This window comes from Vibrio sp. OPT18 (genome assembly GCF_015163615.1).
Taxonomy (GTDB): domain Bacteria; phylum Pseudomonadota; class Gammaproteobacteria; order Enterobacterales; family Vibrionaceae; genus Vibrio; species Vibrio coralliirubri.
On sequence record NZ_JADDYK010000073.1, the window covers coordinates 195837 to 216123 of the forward strand.

General features: G+C 44.7%; 14 protein-coding genes and 1 pseudogene. 7 read left to right on the forward strand and 8 right to left on the reverse strand.

What is annotated here, in order from left to right:
• Positions 1-76 precede the first annotated feature (76 nt).
• Positions 77-2260, reverse strand: coding sequence for a malate synthase G (locus IQQ51_RS19035; RefSeq protein ID WP_193841826.1), 2184 nt, complete (start codon positions 2258-2260; stop codon positions 77-79).
• Positions 2261-2436: 176 nt separating this feature from the next.
• On the reverse strand, positions 2437-3390 hold the full coding sequence (locus IQQ51_RS19040) for a LysR family transcriptional regulator (protein WP_012600244.1): 954 nt from the start codon (positions 3388-3390) through the stop codon (positions 2437-2439).
• A 141-nt stretch (positions 3391-3531) separates the two neighbouring features.
• Here IQQ51_RS19040 and IQQ51_RS19045 point away from each other — a divergent pair, with 141 nt between their 5' ends.
• The gene (locus IQQ51_RS19045) at positions 3532-5130 is read left to right on the forward strand and encodes an isocitrate lyase (protein ID WP_193841827.1); all 1599 of its coding nucleotides are present in this window, start codon (positions 3532-3534) and stop codon (positions 5128-5130) included.
• Positions 5131-5326: 196 nt separating this feature from the next.
• Complete coding sequence (locus IQQ51_RS19050) at positions 5327-5905, forward strand: hypothetical protein (protein WP_048609756.1); 579 nt, start codon at positions 5327-5329, stop codon at positions 5903-5905.
• 103 nt (positions 5906-6008) lie between these two features.
• Here IQQ51_RS19050 and IQQ51_RS19055 read toward each other — a convergent pair whose 3' ends face one another.
• Complete coding sequence (locus IQQ51_RS19055; RefSeq protein ID WP_050643319.1) at positions 6009-6401, reverse strand: cystatin domain-containing protein; 393 nt, start codon at positions 6399-6401, stop codon at positions 6009-6011.
• Positions 6402-7068: 667 nt separating this feature from the next.
• Between IQQ51_RS19055 and IQQ51_RS19060 the strand changes: the two genes are divergently transcribed.
• Positions 7069-8298, forward strand: coding sequence for an acyl-homoserine-lactone synthase (locus IQQ51_RS19060; RefSeq protein ID WP_193841828.1), 1230 nt, complete (start codon positions 7069-7071; stop codon positions 8296-8298).
• Positions 8291-10900, forward strand: a complete 2610-nt coding sequence (gene luxN, locus IQQ51_RS19065) for a quorum-sensing autoinducer 1 sensor kinase/phosphatase LuxN (RefSeq protein WP_193841829.1) — start codon at positions 8291-8293, stop codon at positions 10898-10900. Before IQQ51_RS19060 ends, luxN begins: the two co-directional genes overlap by 8 nt.
• Before the next feature lie 112 nt (positions 10901-11012).
• Here the strand turns inward: luxN and IQQ51_RS27890 are convergent, their stop codons facing one another.
• Both IQQ51_RS27890 and IQQ51_RS27895 read right to left on the reverse strand, forming a co-directional pair.
• Positions 11013-11288 carry a hypothetical protein gene (locus tag IQQ51_RS27890; protein WP_048614917.1) on the reverse strand — a complete coding sequence of 92 codons (276 nt, stop codon included), beginning with the start codon at positions 11286-11288 and terminating at the stop codon, positions 11013-11015.
• A 441-nt stretch (positions 11289-11729) separates the two neighbouring features.
• A pseudogene (locus IQQ51_RS27895) lies at positions 11730-12065 on the reverse strand (DUF1254 domain-containing protein); the annotation flags it as partial.
• Between the two features lie 128 nt (positions 12066-12193).
• Between IQQ51_RS27895 and IQQ51_RS19075 the strand changes: the two are divergent.
• Positions 12194-13111, forward strand: coding sequence for a LysR family transcriptional regulator (locus IQQ51_RS19075; RefSeq protein ID WP_050647804.1), 918 nt, complete (start codon positions 12194-12196; stop codon positions 13109-13111).
• Positions 13112-13150: 39 nt separating this feature from the next.
• Here IQQ51_RS19075 and IQQ51_RS19080 read toward each other — a convergent pair whose 3' ends face one another.
• The gene (locus IQQ51_RS19080) at positions 13151-14077 is read right to left on the reverse strand and encodes a LysR family transcriptional regulator (protein WP_193841831.1); all 927 of its coding nucleotides are present in this window, start codon (positions 14075-14077) and stop codon (positions 13151-13153) included.
• A gap of 129 nt (positions 14078-14206) precedes the next feature.
• Here IQQ51_RS19080 and IQQ51_RS19085 point away from each other — a divergent pair, with 129 nt between their 5' ends.
• Entirely contained in the window at positions 14207-14995 is a 789-nt protein-coding gene (locus tag IQQ51_RS19085) for a hypothetical protein (protein ID WP_193841832.1), read from the forward strand.
• A 67-nt stretch (positions 14996-15062) separates the two neighbouring features.
• Positions 15063-16574: a DUF1214 domain-containing protein gene (locus IQQ51_RS19090; RefSeq protein ID WP_193841833.1), complete on the forward strand. Its 1512-nt coding sequence runs from the start codon at positions 15063-15065 to the stop codon at positions 16572-16574.
• Positions 16575-16841: 267 nt separating this feature from the next.
• Here IQQ51_RS19090 and IQQ51_RS19095 read toward each other — a convergent pair whose 3' ends face one another.
• Both IQQ51_RS19095 and uxaC read right to left on the reverse strand, forming a co-directional pair.
• Entirely contained in the window at positions 16842-18842 is a 2001-nt protein-coding gene (locus IQQ51_RS19095; RefSeq protein WP_193841834.1) for a heparinase II/III domain-containing protein, read from the reverse strand.
• Positions 18843-18851: 9 nt separating this feature from the next.
• Positions 18852-20276, reverse strand: coding sequence for a glucuronate isomerase (gene uxaC / locus IQQ51_RS19100; protein ID WP_193841835.1), 1425 nt, complete (start codon positions 20274-20276; stop codon positions 18852-18854).
• Between the last annotated feature and the right edge of the window lie 11 nt (positions 20277-20287).

Consider the following 20287-nt stretch of genomic DNA (forward strand, 5'->3'; position numbering starts at 1 on the left):
GGCACCTTGGGCTCGGTTAAAGGGGGTTTCTTTTTTAGTATTTTACATTCTCTGTTTTTGTTATTCGGTTGCTTCGCTACCCCTGCGCTTTCAATTTTAGACGCATCGCGTGCAGTACTGGCTCGGTGTAACCGCTCGGCTGAGCACAGCCTTCGAATACCAACTGACACGCCGCTGAAAATGCAATGCTGTTTTCGAAATCAGGTGCCATGTTACGGTAGCTCTGGTCGCCAGCGTTTTGCTCATCCACCACTGCGGCCATACGCTTCATGGTTTTCATTACCTGAGCTTCCTCGCAAATGCCGTGACGTAACCAGTTCGCAATATGTTGGCTTGAAATACGCAGCGTCGCGCGGTCTTCCATCAAGCCGACATCGTTAATATCTGGTACCTTCGAACAACCAACGCCTTGGTCAATCCAACGAACCACGTAACCCAAAATACCTTGGGTGTTGTTATCCAGTTCACTTTGAATATCTTGCGCGGTAAGCTTTTGATCGCCCAGTAGCGGGATAGTAAGAATATCATCAACATTGGCTCTCACTCGCTCACGAAGCTCTTTCTGACGGCTTGGTACACTCACCTTGTGATAGTGCAGCGCGTGCAAAGTCGCGGCGGTTGGAGAAGGAACCCAAGCAGTATTAGCACCCGCTTGTGGATGTCCGATTTTCGCATCCATCATCTTCGCCATGTTGTCTGGCTCTGGCCACATACCTTTACCAATCTGGGCTTTACCTTGCAGGCCACAAGCTAAGCCAAGATCAACGTTTTGATCTTCGTATGCGCCAATCCAAGTCATGGTTTTCAGCTGTGTTTTAGGAGCAAAAGGCCCCGCTTCCATACTGGTGTGAATCTCATCACCCGTTCGGTCTAAGAAACCTGTGTTGATAAACACAACACGATCTTTAGCTGCACGAATACATTCTTTAAGGTTAACCGAAGTACGACGCTCTTCGTCCATGATGCCGACTTTTATCGTGAATCGATCTAGCCCTAATGCGTCTTCAATGCGGCCAAACAATTCATTAGTAAACGCGACTTCCTCAGGGCCATGCATCTTAGGTTTCACGATGTTGATGCTATTCGCGGTTGAGTTTTGATGCGCGCTATTGCCTTTTAAATCATGCATCGCAATTAACGAAGTGATCATGCCATCCATGATACCTTCAGGCACTTCATTACCTTGAGCATCAATAATCGCAGGGTTAGTCATCAGATGGCCGACATTACGGATGAACAACATGCTGCGGCCTTTTAGTGAAATCTCACCACCCGTCACGCTGGTGTATTGGCGATCTGGGTTAAGGTTACGAACAATGGTTTTGCCGTTTTTCTCTAGTGATTCTTGTAGGTCACCTTTCATCAAGCCTAACCAGTTACGGTAAGCCAATGCTTTGTCTACACCATCAACCGCAGCAACCGAGTCTTCGCAATCCATAATAGTTGTTAGAGCGGCTTCGACTAATACATCTTTAATACCCGCCACATCAACGCTACCAATCGGCGCGCTTGGGTCAATTTGAATTTCGATGTGCAGATTATTGTGTTTAAGAAGAATGCACGAAGGGGAACTTGCATCACCTTGATAGCCAATGAACTGGTCGCTATCAATGAGAGTGACTTCTTCACCGTTATCGAGTGTCGCTATCAGCTTATTGCCGATGCTAGCGTTACTGATGCTGTATTTGGTGACGTCTTTATGGGAGACACCGTTTAGCGGTGCAGCATCATCAAGGAATTCACGAGCATAAGTCACTACTTTAGCGCCACGAGCAGGGTTAAAGCTTCCGCCCTTTTCTGCGCCATGACTTTCACTGATCACGTCCGTTCCGTAGAGCGCATCATATAGGCTGCCCCAACGCGCATTGGCTGCGTTAAGTGCAAAACGTGCGTTCATGATTGGCACCACAAGCTGCGGCCCTGCTTGTGTTGCGATCTCAGGTTCTACGCTCGCTGTCGTCACTTGAAAGTCATCACCTTCAGGGACCAAATAACCGATCTGCTGTAAGAACTGTTTGTACTCGACAGGATCTAGCGTTTGTCCCGCACGCTCTTGGTGCCAAACGTCAATTTGATGTTGAAGATCTTCACGCTTGATAAGTAAGGCGCGATTTTTTGGAGCCAAATCTTCAAGGATGGTTGCAAATGATTGCCAAAAGTCTTCAGCGACAATGCCTGTTCCAGGAATCACCTGCTCATTAATTAATTGGTAGAGGGTGCTATCAATGTTCAAGCTTCCCTGTTGAATACGACTGCTCATAAAATCTCTCTCAAACTAATTGATGGCTACTCAAATAAATTGATGGCTACTCAAATAAATTTTCGTGACTAGCTCAAATTTACTTTACTGACTTAAACTTACTTAACGGACATGAATTTAGCTAATTTATGCCGGTTATATTGGATATTCATATAAAAAATACCCTACAAACTGTGTTATTCCGTTACTCCACTCTCGATTTCATTGGCGACACTTTTAATCAAACGACGCATCCACTGGTGGTCTGGATTGGTTTGTAACAATGGACTCCACGCCATCTTCACCTCAAAGGGTTCAATCGCAAATGGCGCAGGCTTGATCAACAATCTAGGGTTATTGCGCTGCAGTTGAGCGGCTTTGGTAGGAATAGTCAGGATCAGGTTCTTCTGTTGTGCGAAGAGAATCGCCGACAAATAGTGTCGCGTAAACACCGTGATGTTACGGGTTTTACCAATGCGCATTAATGCCTCATCTATCCAACCAAGCTTTTGTGCTTCGCTTGGGTTGATCCCCACTCCCGTTCCCATACCTGTCTTACTTACCCAAATATGTTGCGCCTTTAGATAAGACAAAATATCGAAGTTGTCGGCTATCGGGTTGTCACAACTAAATAGACAAGAAAACCCGTCGTGCCAAAGGCTCATCTGGTGAAAAGACTGAGGAATATCGTCAAATCGGTTGATAATTATATCAACGGTACCTTGCTCTACATCCTGATAACTCACGTCACTTGGCGTCATGATATCCAGTCGTATTTTCGGTGCGATCTCACTTAACCTTTTAAGAAGAGGTTGAATAATGGTCGACTCTGCATAGTCACTCGCCATGATACGAAACACGCGTTCGCTGTCTTCTGCATTAAACTCTGTGGTCGGCTGCAGTGTCTTCTCTACATTCGCCAAGATGTTTCGAATCAGTGGCTGCAACTTATGCGCGCGCTCGGTCGGTATCATACCTTCACTTGTTCTCACTAATAGCGGATCTTCAAACAGATCACGCAATCGGCGAAGGCCATTACTCATGGCTGGCTGAGTAATACCCAATTGATTTGCAGCTCGTGTAACGTTTCTTTCACGTAGCAACATGTCTAAATACACAAGTAAATTAAGGTCTATACGAGCAATATTCATAAGAAAAATACCGAATATAATAACTATAAATTAACAAAATTATCACATACATGATTATTATTTGTCCATGGTTAGATTTAATCCAAATCAAATGACCTCGCCAAATTGGCCAACATGTCCACGTGAAACTAAGGAATAGTTATGTCGCAAATTACACAAGATATCGAAATGATTGAAGTTGCAAAAAGCGCTGCTGGTGCTCCATGGGATGCAATTAACCCTGAATCTGCTGCTCGTATGCGAGCTCAAAACAAATTCAAAACAGGTCTGGATATTGCGCAATACACGGCAGATATCATGCGTGCAGACATGGCGGCTTACGACGCAGACAGCTCTCAATACACTCAGTCTCTGGGTTGCTGGCATGGTTTCATCGGCCAGCAAAAGCTGATTTCTATTAAGAAACACTTTGATGGCAAGACTGACCGTCGTTACCTATACCTTTCTGGTTGGATGGTTGCTGCACTTCGTTCTGACTTTGGTCCACTTCCAGACCAATCTATGCATGAGAAAACCTCCGTTGCTGGCCTAGTAGAAGAGCTATACACCTTCCTACGCCAAGCCGATGCTCGTGAACTGGGTGGTTTATTCCGTGAGCTAGACGCTGCGCGTGAAGCAGGCGATGTGAACCTACAAGACCGTATCCAAGACAAAATCGACAACCACGTAACACACGTGGTGCCAATCATTGCCGATATCGATGCTGGTTTCGGTAACGCAGAAGCGACTTACCTAATGGCGAAGCAGATGATTGAAGCAGGCGCTTGTTGTCTACAAATCGAAAACCAAGTAGCCGATGAGAAACAATGTGGTCACCAAGACGGCAAAGTAACGGTTCCACACGCTGACTTCCACGCGAAACTTCGTGCGCTTCGTTACGCTTTCCTTGAGCTAGGCATCGACAACGGCATCATCGTTGCTCGTACCGATTCACAAGGTGCTGGCCTAACAAAAGAAATCGCGGTAGTGAAAGAGCCGGGCGACCAAGGTGACATCTACAACTCATACCTAGATGTTGAAGAGATTGATGTTGCTGATATGGCTGAAGGCGATGTTTGTTTCAACCGTGACGGCAAGCTAGTTCGACCTAAGCGTCTACCTTCAGGTTTATACCAATTCCGCCAAGGTACTGGTGAAGATCGTTGTGTATTTGACTGTATCGAAGCTATCAATGCAGGTGCTGACCTACTTTGGATTGAGACTGAGAAGCCACACATCGGTCAAATCAAAGAGATGATGGACGGCGTACGTGAAGTACACCCTAATGCGAAACTGGTTTACAACAACTCTCCATCATTCAACTGGACGCTAAACTTCCGTCAGCAAGCTTACGATGCGATGGTAGCAGAAGGCAAAGATGTTTCAGCTTACGATCGTGCAAGCCTAATGAGCGCGGAATACGACGAATCAGAACTGTCTGCAAGCGCTGACGAGAAGATCCGTACATTCCAAGCAGACGCATCACGTGAAGCGGGTATTTTCCACCACTTGATTACGCTACCGACTTACCACACTGCAGCGCTGTCTACTGACAACCTTGCGAAAGAGTACTTCGGCGACCAAGGCATGTTGGGTTATGTTGCGAATGTTCAACGTAAAGAAATCCGCCAAGGCATCGCATGTGTTAAACACCAAAACATGTCTGGTTCAGATATGGGTGATGACCACAAAGAGTACTTTGCTGGTGAGAACGCACTAAAAGCAGCAGGTGAAGCGAATACATCGAACCAATTTGATTAATCGCTAACGCTAAAGCCTCCCCCGTCCTTCTCTCTTACTTAGGTAAGATCCGGGGGAAGGCTTTGAGATAAAGCTTGTACTGCCAGCTTTATCTCAAAGCCTCAGATTTGTGTTCCACACCACGGTTAACCGAACAACTTCTGTTTAAGCTAACTGTATACATATTTGTTCAGATTCCTATTTGTTGAGAGTGCCTATGACTTCAATACCTACACACCTACAAGATGCAAAAACACTGTTATCAGAGAATGGTTTCGCGACGGGTGATACTTGGTATCACGGCACATCTTCAGCTTTATTAGCTTCTATTCAAGGCCAAGGCCTAAAACGCTCTGGTGACAAAGCGCTCAACGAAGCAGCTTCAAAAACCATGGCGACCATCGGCAACAACTATACCGAATCGGTTGAGCCAGTATTTCTCACTCAGAGTAAAGAACTGGCGTATTACTGGGCTCAACAAACCGTTCGTGAGCGAGGCGTTCGATTCGAAGGTGAAGAACAACCTATCGTATTAGCGGTAAACCTATCTGAAAAGCAACGCGCCAAAGTAAGACCGGACGTAGGCGCAATGAGCCTATTGATGATGAGTGTGGGCGAGCAATTCATGTCTTACCTCACTGAAATTTATCAAGCCAACAACATTGCAGGTCCTGACATCGAGCTTCGCACTGCTGATCGCATGGACTACCTCAATAAACTCGGCATGGCCTACATTGATGAAGACATCAGCCGTGCTTGTGTTCAAGAGTTAGCTGAGCCCGAGTTGGCCGACTGAAAACGTTCAATAAATCAATCTTCTTAGAAACAAAAATGGCTCCCAATACGGAGCCATTTTTATTTGCTATCAGCCTATCTCACAAGACACAGGCGCATCTAGGCTATGAGCACAGAAGACCTTTCTGTGCAGGTTGCGTCATTTCGATGTCACCTTGTAGAGAACGGTAAACGATGGTGTTCCACACTTCACCATTATCCATTTCAAACTCAATAGCGTAATTCAAACCCGCCACAACCTGAGTTCGCACACTCAGGATCTGCTTGAGCTCAGCTGAAGTGTTCATTTGGCCAAGAACTGCATTTAAAGCTTGCTTAGCCTCCGGTGTGATCTCACTTTTCGACCAACCACCCGTAAGGTTTTTAGTGCTACAAATAGGGTTCGCATTCTCTTTCGGTTGAGTTGGTACCTCTGATTTCTGACTACACCCAGCTAACGCCACAACACTAAACAAGGTTGCTATTCCAAGTAATGATGTTAATCGTACTTTCTTCATAAATTCTCTCTACCTCAATCATTTACGAGGGATTACTCGCAATAATGTTTCATATGCAGGCAAGCTTAAACCTCGAATGTCATCACTTCATCAGAGATTATGGTGTAACTACTCTATAAACACAGGAGATTGTCAGGAAAACAAGCCGAGCACTGGAGCCCTTCGTTTATCCACCTGATATTTAGAACATTAAAATGGGTAGCGAGAGAATAAGCGAGTATAAGAAAGGTACAATTAATCAGTTAATTAAATGCTTCACACCCAAAACATTTCTATCACGATTAATAAGATGAGCTCATCTTGATGTGGATTATGATATTGGTTCAAAAAATAGATATTTGAAATTATTTTATAAATCCAAAAGTTTATGCTCGACTTAATCATGTCTGATTTTAAAACTGTGATCCAACCCTACAAGTTGTTGATAATAATGTATTTTGTTCATCTGTGAATTCATTCAAATATGGAAAATCTTTATTGTTAAGGGTGAGTGCAAGTAGTAAAATCTCGCCCGATTATGCAACTTACCTCTTACACCATGGACACAAGTAAAGTTACGATTAGCTCTCTCAAAGTAACGTAACTTCAAACACACACCTAAAATCAGTGTCCTACAGATAGTGCAGATCAAATAAAAATAATTATATAAACCTAGGCTAGGTTAAACATGAAATTAACGTCGTCTTTAGGCTCACTGTTGGCTAGCAGTCTGTCTATCGAAATAAAACAACGAGCGCTGATAGAGCTCGTCATCAGCACTTATCAGCCACAACAGCGCACTGAGCTTTTTCAAAACGTGACTGAATATCGTAGAAGCCAGTTAGAATTGCTTTTCCCAGAGCATCAAAACAAAAGCTATTCGGTATTGTTTGAGGTGATGGACTACCGCGATCTGATTATGCGCTATCCAAATACACTATCTGCAGAGATTGCTCTTCTAGAGCAGGCCGTAGGGCAGTGCTATATGCATTGGCTAGATTTCTGGTGTGAGTGTGAAATTGCTGCGATCAAAGCAAAATCTCCATTAAATCCAAGCTCCATTTCTCATATCGACCTCCCTATCAATGACAGTGCTTATTACGGTGCGATCATCGAACAGATAGAACATGAGCCACTTTTGGTACAAACACCGAGTCACCCACAAGGAATGCCAATCAGCGATGCCATTGCTTTAAGCAATCTTGAGGTGTTCATCAAGGGTGAGAAATGGTTTGAGATGCTGCCTTTATTACACCTTTCTCAGGCAGGTAAGCATTTTATTCTGCTCAAACATCCAGTCGATGAAGCCTTTCCGACACTGGTTTCCTCTGCGCTGATTCAAGACTGGTCTAAGAATGACACTTGGCTAAGTTACGCACCGCCGTTCAGCAATGAGCAATGGCAATACTGTTTACCCAATTACGGCTACGATGAACTCGCAGGGTTACAACTTTTCACACCGCCTACACTGTCAAAATGTTACTCTCTCCCAGAATTTGACCAACAATTCCAGTTACAATTGTCCGACAAAAATGCCCTGTGTGAAGTGTTGCGTCTGACAGTCAGTGGCAATACCCAGCAAAAGCTCTATTTCCTCTACCTTGCTCAAAAAGAGCTGATGAGTGTATTACACCAAATAAGCTATAAGATTGGCTTCACTATTATCGAGCAACCTTTCATGCTTCAGTTTTATCAAACCATTGATTCCAATGCATACTTCCATTCTGGGTATTGCGAATTAAATGATGATGGCACAACCATTTATCGTGGGTTCTGGAATTTCGAGATGATGGTAAAAGCGTTCAATAATGTGGATTTCCGGAGCTACAAACGCGCAGTGCGAGAGAGTAGAAAGTCATTAGAAAAATCGAGCTCGGCAGGAAAAACTAGCTCGGTAAAAAAGGATGAACATGTTTGATTTCGGCCTTGAGGCGATCATCTATGCAAAAGCAATCACCCTGCTTGCAACCGTGGCAGTGGTTGTCATGTGGTTGTTCTATTACTGCTATCGCCTAAAACAGAAGAACGAAGTAATCGCAGGGACACACCATGCCCCTTACATCGCGTACTCGATCTGCATTGTTGCGTGGATCAGTAGTAACGCTTATTTCCATACCGACTTATTACCAGAACTTGGGGCCTCGGCCGCTGTGTTCGCCGCAAAGTTTGCCAACCTCGCCTCTTTCTTTGCGTTTGCCTTTGCCTATTACTTCTCGTGTAAGCTCGCCGCAGAACAACGTAATGGTAAGGTTCATGTGTGGCAACAAGCCATTTTCGTCACCCTAACCGTCTACTCCTTCTTTATCAATTTAAGTCCGGGGTTAACCGTTGAACACGTAACCATTGCTGGCCCAAGCCAGTTCGTGATTGAGTTTGGCCAACACACGCCGTACTTCTTCATTGGGATGATAAGCTTTGTAGTGCTAACACTACTCAACCTGGTGGCCATGCGCGCCAACAGCAGCAAGCTAACTTTAGCCAAAACCAATTACATGATCGCAGGCATTTTAGTCTTCATGCTGTCTACTGCGACAATCCACCTAGGCATGACCTACTTCTTACGTGATTTCTCGCTCACTTGGTTGCCACCAGCTTTGTCGATAAGTGAAATGTTGTTCGTTGGCTATGCCCTGCTGACCTCGCGCTTCTTCAGCGTGAAATACCTTGCGTACATGAGCCTAAATGCTCTGTTGGTCTGTGCTATTTTGGTGATCCCTTTTGGCGCGATATTTATCCCGCTGACAGACGACAGTCAATGGCTCGTTGCTATCCCAATCTGTGCGATTATCGGCATCACTTGGCATGTTCTCTACAAACGCGTAAGCCACTACGCCTCCTTCTTTGTCTACGGAAACCAGAAAACGCCAGTACAGCAGATCCTCTCACTAGAAGACGATTTCAAGCTGTCGATTGATGATGCAATGCGTCGATTAGGTAGCCTATTGCAGATTCCCGAAGACAAGTTGCGTCTGGTGAACAGCAACTACAACGAAACCTTCTACGAAGATTATCTGTCTACCAACAAGTCCGTTTTAGTGTTCGATGAGCTGTCTCAGGAGCTTGATTACACCGCGCCAACCAAGCGCTCGATAAAAGCCCTGTATGACAAGATGAGTTCAAACGACACCGCCTTGGTGATGCCTTTATTTGGTCAGGGGAAATCGGTCACGCACTTATTGGTCTCATCACATAAGAGCAACGATAAGATGTTCTCTAACGAAGAGATCTCTGCACTGCAAACCTTGTTAACTCGTGTACAAAGCACCATTGAAGCCGATAGACGCATTCGCCAAAGTCGCGCGCTTGCTAATTCTATCGCACACGAAATGCGTAACCCGCTGGCTCAAGTGCAGCTGCATTTTGAGGTGTTAAAGCAGCACATTGATAACCAAGCCCCAGCGAAACAAATCCTAAAGGATATTGAGAATGGCCAAGCGGCGATTCAACGCGGGCGACAACTGATCGATATTATCCTGCGCGAAGTCAGTGACAGTACGCCTGAACACGGCCCTGTGACCATGACCTCTATCCACAAAGCCGTGGATCAAGCCGTAAGCCACTATGGTTTTGAGAATGAAAAGATCATTGAACGCATTCGTTTACCACAACACGCTGATTTTGTAGCAAAGCTCAATGAAACCTTATTCAATTTCGTTATTTTCAACCTGATACGTAATGCTATCTATTACTTTGATTCTTATCCAGAAAGCCAAATTGAGATCAGCACCAACACAGGGCCTTACGAGAACGTTCTGATATTCCGAGATACTGGCCCAGGCATTGACGAAGCCATTACGCATAAGATCTTTGATGATTTCTTCTCGTACCAAAAAAGTGGTGGTAGCGGCCTAGGGCTCGGTTATTGCCAACGTGTAATGCGTTCATTTGGCGGCCGAGTTGAGTGCCACTCTAAACTTGGGGAGTTTACTGAGTTCCACCTGTACTTCCCTGTGGTACCCAATGCACCCAAAGCAGACGCACTTCGTACGCCTTACTTCAATGATTGGAAAAGTAATCAAAACGCAACTGAAAACAAAACCAACGCAGAAGCTAAGCCAGATAACCAAGTAGAAACGCAAAGTTCAGAACCAACAAGTACCCTAACCCCAGAGAACCATTTGGCTCCAACCGTGCTTATCGTCGATGATAAAGAAGTACAACGCACGCTTGTTCAGATGTACCTGAGTCGACTTGGCGTCAATAGCTTACAAGCTAAAAACGGCGAGAATGCCGTCGAGCTGTTCAAAACACACAAGGTCGATTTGATCTTAATGGATGTACAAATGCCGATAATGAATGGTTTTGACGCAAGCCAAATCATCAAGGCACGCTCACCTCAAACACCAATCATTGCTTTGTCTGGCGAATCAGGACAGCACGAGTTAGATATGATCAGCAAGTTGATGGATGGTCGCCTAGAGAAACCAACCTCTTTGAACGCGCTGCAACACGTGCTCGATAACTGGCTAGAAAAAGGCTGGGCCTCGAATGCTCCCAAAGAAACCGAAGATGAAGAGTAGATGGCTAATGGCTAATGGCTAACAAGTTAATCAACGACTTATAAAAAATCCCCTCAAGAAAGGTTCTTGAGGGGATTTTTATTTGGGAACATTTCAGCCATTAGAAAAGATATTAAAGCTCTTTAATCTCAATCTGACGCAGCGTCTCCATGTATTCCAAAGTTTCATTCACATCGACTGGCTCGTACAAACGTAATACACCAGCCCAACCTTCAGACACTTCAAAATCATAAGCTGTACCGGTACCACAATTGAATGTGACAGACACTGTGCCATCACCGTTATCACGCATGGATTCGCCAGAAGCATAGAAGTGCTCAGAGTCGATCCAACCATCCGCTCCATAAGTGGTTAGAGAGTAGTAACCACCGCGCCCCTCAACGTCCAGATTTGGCGTTGGAATCGTCCACTCTTGGCACGTTGTTTTACCTTGGCCAGGAACACGCTCTAGATACTGCGCAGTGTCTGCAGGTAACCCAGCATAACCAAATGCCGTCACGTACTTGAAGTGATGGTCTTCTACGTCATCCAAAGTCGCACCAAATCCCTTTAAACCTTCAATAGGCGCGCCGTGTTGCATCACGTTATTAATAAGTTTCAGTCGGTAGTTTTCAACGTCACTTGGGTTATATCCTTTACCTTGATAAGGCTTGTTAGAGTTCGCTTTGATAGAAAGTAAACTCTGGCGGCGCTTAGTGTCTTCAATAGAATCTGCTATACGCGTTCTTGCTAGCACATGAACATGAGTTCCGGTCGTCAAATCATCTGCCGTTAGGTGAAGTGTTTCACCTCGGCGAACCACTTTATGCACAAGATGATTTTCGTCCATGATATGAATAATCTGGAAGTAATCATTGTCTTCGTCTGGCACATGGAATGTTGCGCCTTCTGATACATCCACAACCATAGTTGAATAAACGACATCACGATTTGAGCGAATCACCGTTTGCGCGTCTTTGGATACTGGGTCAGCGTGCAGCCAATGGTTAACACCCACTTTGTTTTGCAGGCCAAGGAAGTTCCAGTCAGACTCCGCTTCAGGATAGTTATCCCAATTAACACCACCGATAGCCGCGTGGTCATAAACCGCTGAGCTGTTATTGTCTGCAGCCGTTGCGCCGAATGCGGTTAACGCCAAGAACGTCACTAACGTTGTTTTCTTCATAATGGTTTCTCATGTTTGTTTCGATGAGCTCAGTATGTAGATGCTGCGTGATATGCTCCAATTGATTATATGAAATCAAGATATACAATATGGGTATATCTCAACGGTTTCGATGATGGAGTCTCGCGATGATGAGTAACCGCTTTAAACAACTAGACCTCAATTTACTTAAAGTATTAAAGGTGTTGGTTGAGGTAAAGAATACACGCAAGGCTTCAGATCTGTTGTTTACAAGCCAACCCTCTATCAGCCGTTCACTACAAAAGCTACGTGAGTACTTTGACGATGAGTTGTTTATACGCTCACAACATGGCCTAGAACCGACCGCCAAGTTGCTTGAAATCAAGCAGACTTTATTACCCGTGTTATCGCAGTTAGAACAAGTGCTTGAACCTGAATCCGAATTTGACGTTGCTCAGTTTGATGGCACTGTGAACATCGCGATTAACGGATTTATTGCCAACAGCATCTCCGCAAAGCTAACTCAAATATTGTTAACACAGGCGCCGAAGGTGAAAGTGAACATTGTGGATTGGGGTGCCCATACGTTGGATTTAATCACCTCTGGCGAGGTTGATTTAGGGGTCAATTATTACCCATTAGAACTATCTAAACAGGTATACCAAAAACGTATCGCAAGTGATGATTTTGTATTGGTTTGCCGCACAGGCCACCCACTTGCCAACACATTATTGAAAAGTGACCAGCAAGAACCTTTGCAATTAGCGAGCTTGGTCGTCAGTGATTGGAACGACAATATTGCGTTAGCACCAAACGTGTTAGCCGATGTCGGCATCAAGACTGAGGTCAAAATACGTTCGACTTACTTACACAGCTTATTGTCTATAGTGAAACAGAGCGACGTATTATTCCCATGCTCAAAACTACTGGCTAATTCGCTTTCAGATGAATTTTCCTTTGTGCAGTTTCCCCACATGCCCAACATGCCAAATGGCGATATTGGTATGACTATCGGGCGTAAACATCGCAATCAACCGAAAATGCGCTGGTTAGAATCGTGTATCGAAGAGGTATTCAGAGGTTAGCTACCGTGCCTCTAAAAAGTAGACAAACAAAGCTAGCTCTTACTGGTGATTAGCCTCTGCCATCGCCGTTTCAATCAAATCCAACAGCCATTTGTATTTAGCTGAATGCTGATTTTTCTTATGAAGATAGGCGAACACCTCCATCTCCTCGGGGCCATCTTCCAACCCCTCAATCGCGACTGAGCGCAATACGCCTTTATGTTGCTCAATCACCGGAGGCATACAAGGAGCGATAATATTGGAGTGCTTGATCGTTTCAATTAACCCAACAATAGAAGTCGTTCGCAACGCCATATTAATTATCTTACCTTGGCTCAAGACTTCCTCTTCCAACCGTGAATGTTTGTTTTGGTCGAAATAAGCGAGGTCAACGTGAGCAAATGGGAACGACAATAAATCATCAATCGTCGCGATGGACGCCTTGAAAGGATGATCTTCTCTCACTGCCAATACAAACTTTAAGTTCACGAGCGGTACAGCAATGATCTCAGCAGGCAAATTCTCAGCTTCAAAGTGAATGACAAAATCAATCTCGTCACTTTTGAGCCTTTCTAAAGAATTTTGGGAACTCGTATGACTGATCAGCCTTGAAAATGGACTTTCTATTGATAGCTGATGAAAAAGAGCGGGCGTCAACCAAGGCAGGATATGAGGGTTTGCCTCTATCTTGAAATCTTCGCTTAAATCCGCAGGATTAAACTGCCTTCCTTCTTCTATCGCCGTGAATAGCCCGTCCAATAAAGGAAAAACTCGTCGATACAGGTCGTCTGAATAAGGGGTTGGCAAAAACTGCTTATGGGACAACACAAACAATTCTTCACCTAGAGACTCCTTAAGCTTCTTGATGCTTTGGCTAACGGCAGGTGTCGAAACAAACAGCTTCTCAGCGGCTTTTCGCAAGCTCTTCTCTTGATATACCACCACAAACACTTTCAATAAATTCAGGTCGACGTTGTTCAGTTTCATAGCTAACCATAAAGTATTGCTTAACGAATGGTTAAGTTTATATGAATTAACTTAACAAAGTCCAATTTGTATAGTTGTCCCACCTTCACGATGTACACGGATGTAGTGAGATAACTCTATGAGGCAGCTATGTTATTACAACGTTCTATCCTTTCCCTAACTCCTCTTTTGTTGGCCAGCGGTGTTATCGCTGAAGAAACAGAAGTTCAAGACATGTCAGACCCATTGGCGGTCTACACACAAGCTGGCTTCGGCTACACAGATAAGGGCTTAAACCTCAAAGTAGGACAAACCTACGACACAGGCAGCGACACGACCATGGGCATGAATGTGTTCGAAATCAAAGGCATCGCTGGTGAAGCTGTTGGTTGGAACAACCGAGGTGCCGACGACAGTATTGACTCAATCCGCTTTAGAAACTTTGGGGTCGACCTAACCAATGGTCGAGGTACTCAAGTTGATATGTCTTGGGATTTCGATAGCAACCAAGGTAGCGCGTCTTATAGCTTTATTCAGGCATTACCACAAATGGGCATGTTTAATTTCTATCCGCTTGCAGGTGTCGGTGTTGCTGCTGGTGAAGAGTTGGTTGAAGGCACTGGAGGCGATCTCGACGCCGATCAGCTTCGCGACCGCTACAACATGCACGGTACTTTCTACGTGGCGGGTATGTACGCAAAAATGCAACTTACCGACAAGGTTTGGTTGAACTACAACCCTATGTATTTAGGCACAATGTCAGGGTCATCAACGTTCAATGATTTTGGCTTTGAGGGCAATGATTCAGTACTCGCACATGAATTTGCAGCGAGCTATCAAATCAATCCAAGAGCCAACGTTCGTTATTTCGCAAACTGGACAGAAAACACCAGTATCGAAGACGGTGATCACCGCATCGAATTTAACTACCAATTTTAAGTAGTGATTTCGGCTTTAACGAGCCGGTTTCGCTTGAACGAATAAGTTTAAGTTTTGAGGACACATTATGAACATGATATCTAAAGCCCTTACCGGTACTTTCACACATCCACTGCGATCAACAGCGATGCTCGTTTCTGTAACAGCCTTGTTTTCAGCAACGGCGATTGCTGGAAACGATAACCCAACAGAAACCCTTCAAACACGTGCGGGAGACTTCACTTTCGAAACCGACTTTCTTCATGGTATTCCAACACAAGAAAGCTCAGCAAAACTGTTCGAACTGATGGACTATCAACGCGCGTCACAAGCTTACATTTGGTCCGTGCCTTTGGTGTCAAACTACGCATGGAAACAAGCCTATGCCGACATGGGTGCAGAGGATGGTCAAATTACTTATGTTGAGTCTCACGAATCTAAGCTAGGAGGTTTAACTTACAATACCTCTACGCCTTACGCGATTACTTGGTTTAACGTAGAGAAAGAGCCCGTTGTTATAGAAATTCCCACAAATGAACTGCGTGGCGCGGTACACACCATGTGGCAAATCGGTATTTCTCAGATGACTGAGCCGGGCGTCTACGTAGTAAAAGCGAAAGGTTCTGAAACACCGAGCAACCTGCCAAAAGGCGCTAAGGTTTTTGAGTCAGACACCAACTATGTTTTCTTCGGCGTTCGCTTAATGGCAGATTCAGACCAGCAGCGTATGAAAGACTTAGAGGCCCTGAAAATCACCGACCTCAACGGCAAGCCACTGAGTGATAACGGCGTAAACTTCCCTGAGCGTGGTGAAGATGCCAAACACCCAAGAGGTATGGCATTTTGGAATACGTTGAATGAAGCCATTCAAGCTGAGCCAGTAGCAGAGCGTGATCGCATGATGCACGACATGCTACGCCCACTGGGTATTGAGAAAGGTAAGACGTTTGAACCATCAGGTCAGCAGCGTGAGATTTTAGAGCAAGCTGTGGTGATGGGGGAAGCTATGGTTAAGAATATCGACTTCAACAAAACAGAACGCTTGCCACACGCAGCTTACGGTAAGGAAGGCAACTTTTGGGAAGTCGCGACGGCTTCAACACCAAACCAAGATCGTTACTACGGTATGGATCTCGATGGCCGTGCAGCTTGGTTCTATGAAGCTGTAACTAACGACGTAGCAATGCACGGTTTTGAAAATGGCGGCTGGGGTCAGATCTACCTAGACAACTACCGTGACGACAATGGCAAAGGGCTAAATGGCAGTAACCACTATACTTTGACGCTAGATGGAGATGTAAATTTCGCCGATTTGTTCTGGACAATTACAGTCTACAACGTAGAGAACCGCGCCATCATCGACAACGATATTGAGCGTGCAGACGTGGGTTCTAACATTGAAGGGACAGTTAAAGATGCACAAGGCAATTACACCTTCCACTTTTCACCAACTAAGCCAGCGGGCGTTAATGAGGCTAACTGGGTGCAAACTCGAGAAGACGAAAACTGGTTTGTTTACTTCCGCGCATACTCACCAAGTAAAGCATTTGTAGCGCAGCAGCCAGAAACCTTACTGCCTAACTTTAAGCGTGTGGACTAGCCGTTAAGTCTATGTAATACCGATTAAGTCCTTTACGACCTACGATAAAAGAGGAGCCTCAATGCTCCTCTTTTTTACTTTGGCCAAATTGTAAAAACCAAGGGTACCGTCTTAGGAACCTAACCAAAGATGAAGAGTAGATGGCTAACGGCTAACAAGTTAATCAACGACTGATAAAAAGCCCCCTCAAGAAAGGTGCTTGAGGGGACTTTTTTGGGTAAACTCTTGAAATTCAGCGAGTTACAATTCTTTAACATCGTTGTTCGATCAAGCGAATAAAGTAACACCCGTTTCTTGGTTAATCGAAATAGATTGTGCCACTCTATTTCTTACCAAGCTTAGATTGATAACGTCCGTTCGCCACTCGATATCAGAAACTCGAACCTCATCGTTTTGCGTCAAGTTATGTACCGTGGCAACTTTAAGAACCGCTTCTTGGCTACGTAAAATCGTGTAAGCTAAATCACTGGTTGCAGGGTTGTCTGGCGCATACCCCAACAACAGAGTTGCTGAACTATCCGTTATCAGCTGCTGATTAAATTCGGTTTGTCCATCAATCGAATAACGCAAATCAATGGACGCTTTAAGAGGCATCTCATGGCAGCTCGTCATTCTAGCTAAAGGCCCATCTAGTGGATTGTCGCAACCTTGTGCCTCTGTCAAAGCGCCGTGTTGTCCTCTGACATGCCAGACCAAATCTAGTTGTTGATGGTGAGGGTTTTCCGCAGTATTGAATTCAATCGCCACATCCCCTAACCACAGAATTTGACGGCGAAACACAACGTCTTTGTACGCGGCTAAATCCCACTGAACAATAGTATGGCTATCGACCGTCGGTAACTCACCACACCAATCTGTTTGTGTGTCTAACCATGTGTAGGACGGTTCTTTTACAAACGTGTTCACTTGAGGGTTGGCTGGCGGTTGATTCTTCTGATTCACCGCCAAGGTGTTGTGCGTCACCGTATTTTTATAATACCCGTAATGCAGTTCAGCACCGTACCCTGTTGTTCCCAAGTCAGGCAAAATTTCTTTACCATTTCGAGTAATGATCATCCCTAGTCGATCATAGTGATCGTGCTCACCACCATACGGAGAGTGCTTAATTAATAGCATGTTATCGTGCTCTCGATCGTGCATGATCGTGACGCCTGATTGTTCTGCATGAATAGACTGGCACATAAGCGGCTCTGCCACAGGTAATGCATCAACACCGTACAACAGCGCGTCGATATTGTTGCGTGGCTTATTTTGATAGATGCTCTGCAACGCCGATGCAAATAAAGGGTCTCGGAACTCGCGATACCCGAATTCGAACAAGTGGCTATGAGTTAACTTCTCTTGGCCGGCAATACAATCGTTCAGACGTGGAAAGTCACCCGTATTGATGAGTAGCTTGAGCGGGAACGCCAACATGGTATGGAAGTTTGGCACTGATTGTAGTGAGTACTCTGTTTTACATGCCATTTTTTCGAAATTCAGAAGTGCTTGTAAAGCGTAGTAATGATAATGGATAGAACCTTCAAACCATAAGCCCTCCCCTTTTACACCATGCTCTAACTGATACTTCAAGCCATAAGGGGTGCTCACCGCAAAGTCGATGAATTTTCGGTCACCAAGTATCAAGCCTATCACGCCAATAGTCGCAGAAATCTTCATTTCATGGTTATGCAATTGATCAGCTCGATGTTGCATCAGGAACTCAGCGCCTTCGCGTAACAAGCGCTGTTCAATAAACAATTGCTCTTCGGTATTCAACTGCTCTTTAACGAAATCATAGCCTCGGGCAAAATCAATATTGCAATTCGCTTCACATAGAGTCTGCGCATTTGCTTTTCCTGGACCGTTATATGGAATACCGCCGTGTTCTTCGTAATTCGGGTAGTATTCAGCATAACCCAATAAGATCTCACGAGCTTTTTCGAAGTATTTGCGGTCTTGAGTAATGTGCCAAAGCAAGCCTAGGTCATTACACGCTTTCGAATTGAGCCCATTAAGCCAACGCCACCATGCACCGTCATAAGGTTCCCCAGTAAGCACCTCGCCATCAACAGGGCATACATGTTCAGTGGGTCGGTCTCTATCCCAACTTAAGCGAACCCCATGCGTGGGGCAAAAATAATATAAATTCCATGTTGCGCGGGCATCAGGTGGAACGAGAGTGTCTGAAGTCAGCACAACCTGATTATCTTGAATAATTTGTTCGATGATCTCTTGGCTGGCATTTTGACGAATGACCGCCATTTCCTGAGAGGTAAACTGCAGCATAATGGATACCTATACTAAATCTTTAGATGAATGAAAATTGAAGTATTGTTTGGCGTTTTGATAACAGATATTCTCGACACTCTGTTTAAGCAAAGGCTCATCATTCGGTAATTCTCCGTCATCGACCCACTTACCGAGTAAGTTGCATAGAATGCGACGAAAGTAGTCATGACGAGAGAGTGACAATACGCTGCGAGAGTCGGTTAACATTCCGACAAAGCGTCCTAGAGCCCCTAAATTTGCTAGATCTTGAAGTTGTTTTTCCATACCCGCCTTATGATCGTTAAACCACCACGCAGAACCAAGCTGCACTTTACCTGGCTGCGCATCACTGTCTTGAAAAGCGCCTATGATTGACCCTAGCACTGGGCTATCTTTCGGGTTAAGGCTATATACGATGGTCTGAGGGAGTTGGCGGTCTTGATCTAACAAACTCAATAAATGACTCAGGTTTTCTGCAATTGGGTTGTCACTGATAACACTGAAACCCGTACCGCCACCAAGATCATCAAAGCGGCGCTTATTCACATTAGTTAACACTCCAATATGAATTTGCATCGACCAACCATGCTTATTATAAGCCTTGCCAAGCACTTCAAAAACGGCCGTCTTAAACTGCGAAATTTCTTCACTATTCAGCGCATCACCACGTTTGACCTTTGCTATAGCTTGATCAAGTAAGTCAGGGTGATAGTGTGAAAAATCTACAACTTTTAACCCTAAGTCAGATAATCGACAGTTATGCTGTGCAAAATAGTCCACACGAGACGTGATTGCTTGAGCGTAGCTTGCAAAATCGACGATATTAATGTCAGTGATGAACGCCAGTGAATTGAGTGTCTTTTGAAAACTACTTTGATTCTCTATTTCAATCAGGCTGTCAGCGCGAAATGTCGGCAATACTTGTACAGCAAATTCTGAACGATTCAGTTTATCGTGATAGCTCAAATCGCTAAGTGGATCATCGGTAGTGCACAAGGTATCGACTCGACTCTCTTTAAGCAGATTTTGGAATCGGTGAGACTCTTGGCTGAGTTTTTGATTACAGTGTTGCCAAATAACCTCGCAGTTCTCTGAGTTGAGTAGTAAATCGAGACCGAAGTATTTCTTAAGCTCCAAATGACACCAGTGATACAGCGGATTGCCAATAAGATACGGCATGGTCTCACACCACTTTTGAAACTTTTCATAATCACTCGCATCACCTGTGATGTAATACTCATCAACTCCGTTACTTCGTAATGCACGCCACAAGTAGTGATCGCAACTCAACCAAGCCTGAGCAATATTGTCGTATTGATGGTTGTCATAAATCTCTTTGGCATCTAAGTGGTTGTGATAATCAATAATGGGAAGCCCTGCCGCGTAATCGTGATATAAACGCTTGGCAGTCTCCCCCTGCAATAGAAAATCTTTATGTATGTATGAAGACATAATTCAAACTC

Excerpts from the sequence above, each read along its gene's own strand:
- IQQ51_RS19045 (WP_193841827.1), top strand. The coding sequence starts at position 3,532 with ATGTCGCAAATTACACAAGATATCGAAATGATTGAAGTTGCAAAAAGC.
- IQQ51_RS19095 (WP_193841834.1), bottom strand. The coding sequence starts at position 18,842 with ATGCTGCAGTTTACCTCTCAGGAAATGGCGGTCATTCGTCAAAATGCC.
- IQQ51_RS19050 (WP_048609756.1), top strand. The coding sequence starts at position 5,327 with ATGACTTCAATACCTACACACCTACAAGATGCAAAAACACTGTTATCA.
- IQQ51_RS19080 (WP_193841831.1), bottom strand. The coding sequence starts at position 14,077 with ATGAAACTGAACAACGTCGACCTGAATTTATTGAAAGTGTTTGTGGTG.
- IQQ51_RS19085 (WP_193841832.1), top strand. The coding sequence starts at position 14,207 with ATGTTATTACAACGTTCTATCCTTTCCCTAACTCCTCTTTTGTTGGCC.
- IQQ51_RS19060 (WP_193841828.1), top strand. The coding sequence starts at position 7,069 with ATGAAATTAACGTCGTCTTTAGGCTCACTGTTGGCTAGCAGTCTGTCT.
- IQQ51_RS19055 (WP_050643319.1), bottom strand. The coding sequence starts at position 6,401 with ATGAAGAAAGTACGATTAACATCATTACTTGGAATAGCAACCTTGTTT.
- IQQ51_RS19040 (WP_012600244.1), bottom strand. The coding sequence starts at position 3,390 with ATGAATATTGCTCGTATAGACCTTAATTTACTTGTGTATTTAGACATG.
- luxN (WP_193841829.1), top strand. The coding sequence starts at position 8,291 with ATGTTTGATTTCGGCCTTGAGGCGATCATCTATGCAAAAGCAATCACC.
- uxaC (WP_193841835.1), bottom strand. The coding sequence starts at position 20,276 with ATGTCTTCATACATACATAAAGATTTTCTATTGCAGGGGGAGACTGCC.
- IQQ51_RS19075 (WP_050647804.1), top strand. The coding sequence starts at position 12,194 with ATGATGAGTAACCGCTTTAAACAACTAGACCTCAATTTACTTAAAGTA.
- IQQ51_RS19035 (WP_193841826.1), bottom strand. The coding sequence starts at position 2,260 with ATGAGCAGTCGTATTCAACAGGGAAGCTTGAACATTGATAGCACCCTC.
- IQQ51_RS19090 (WP_193841833.1), top strand. The coding sequence starts at position 15,063 with ATGAACATGATATCTAAAGCCCTTACCGGTACTTTCACACATCCACTG.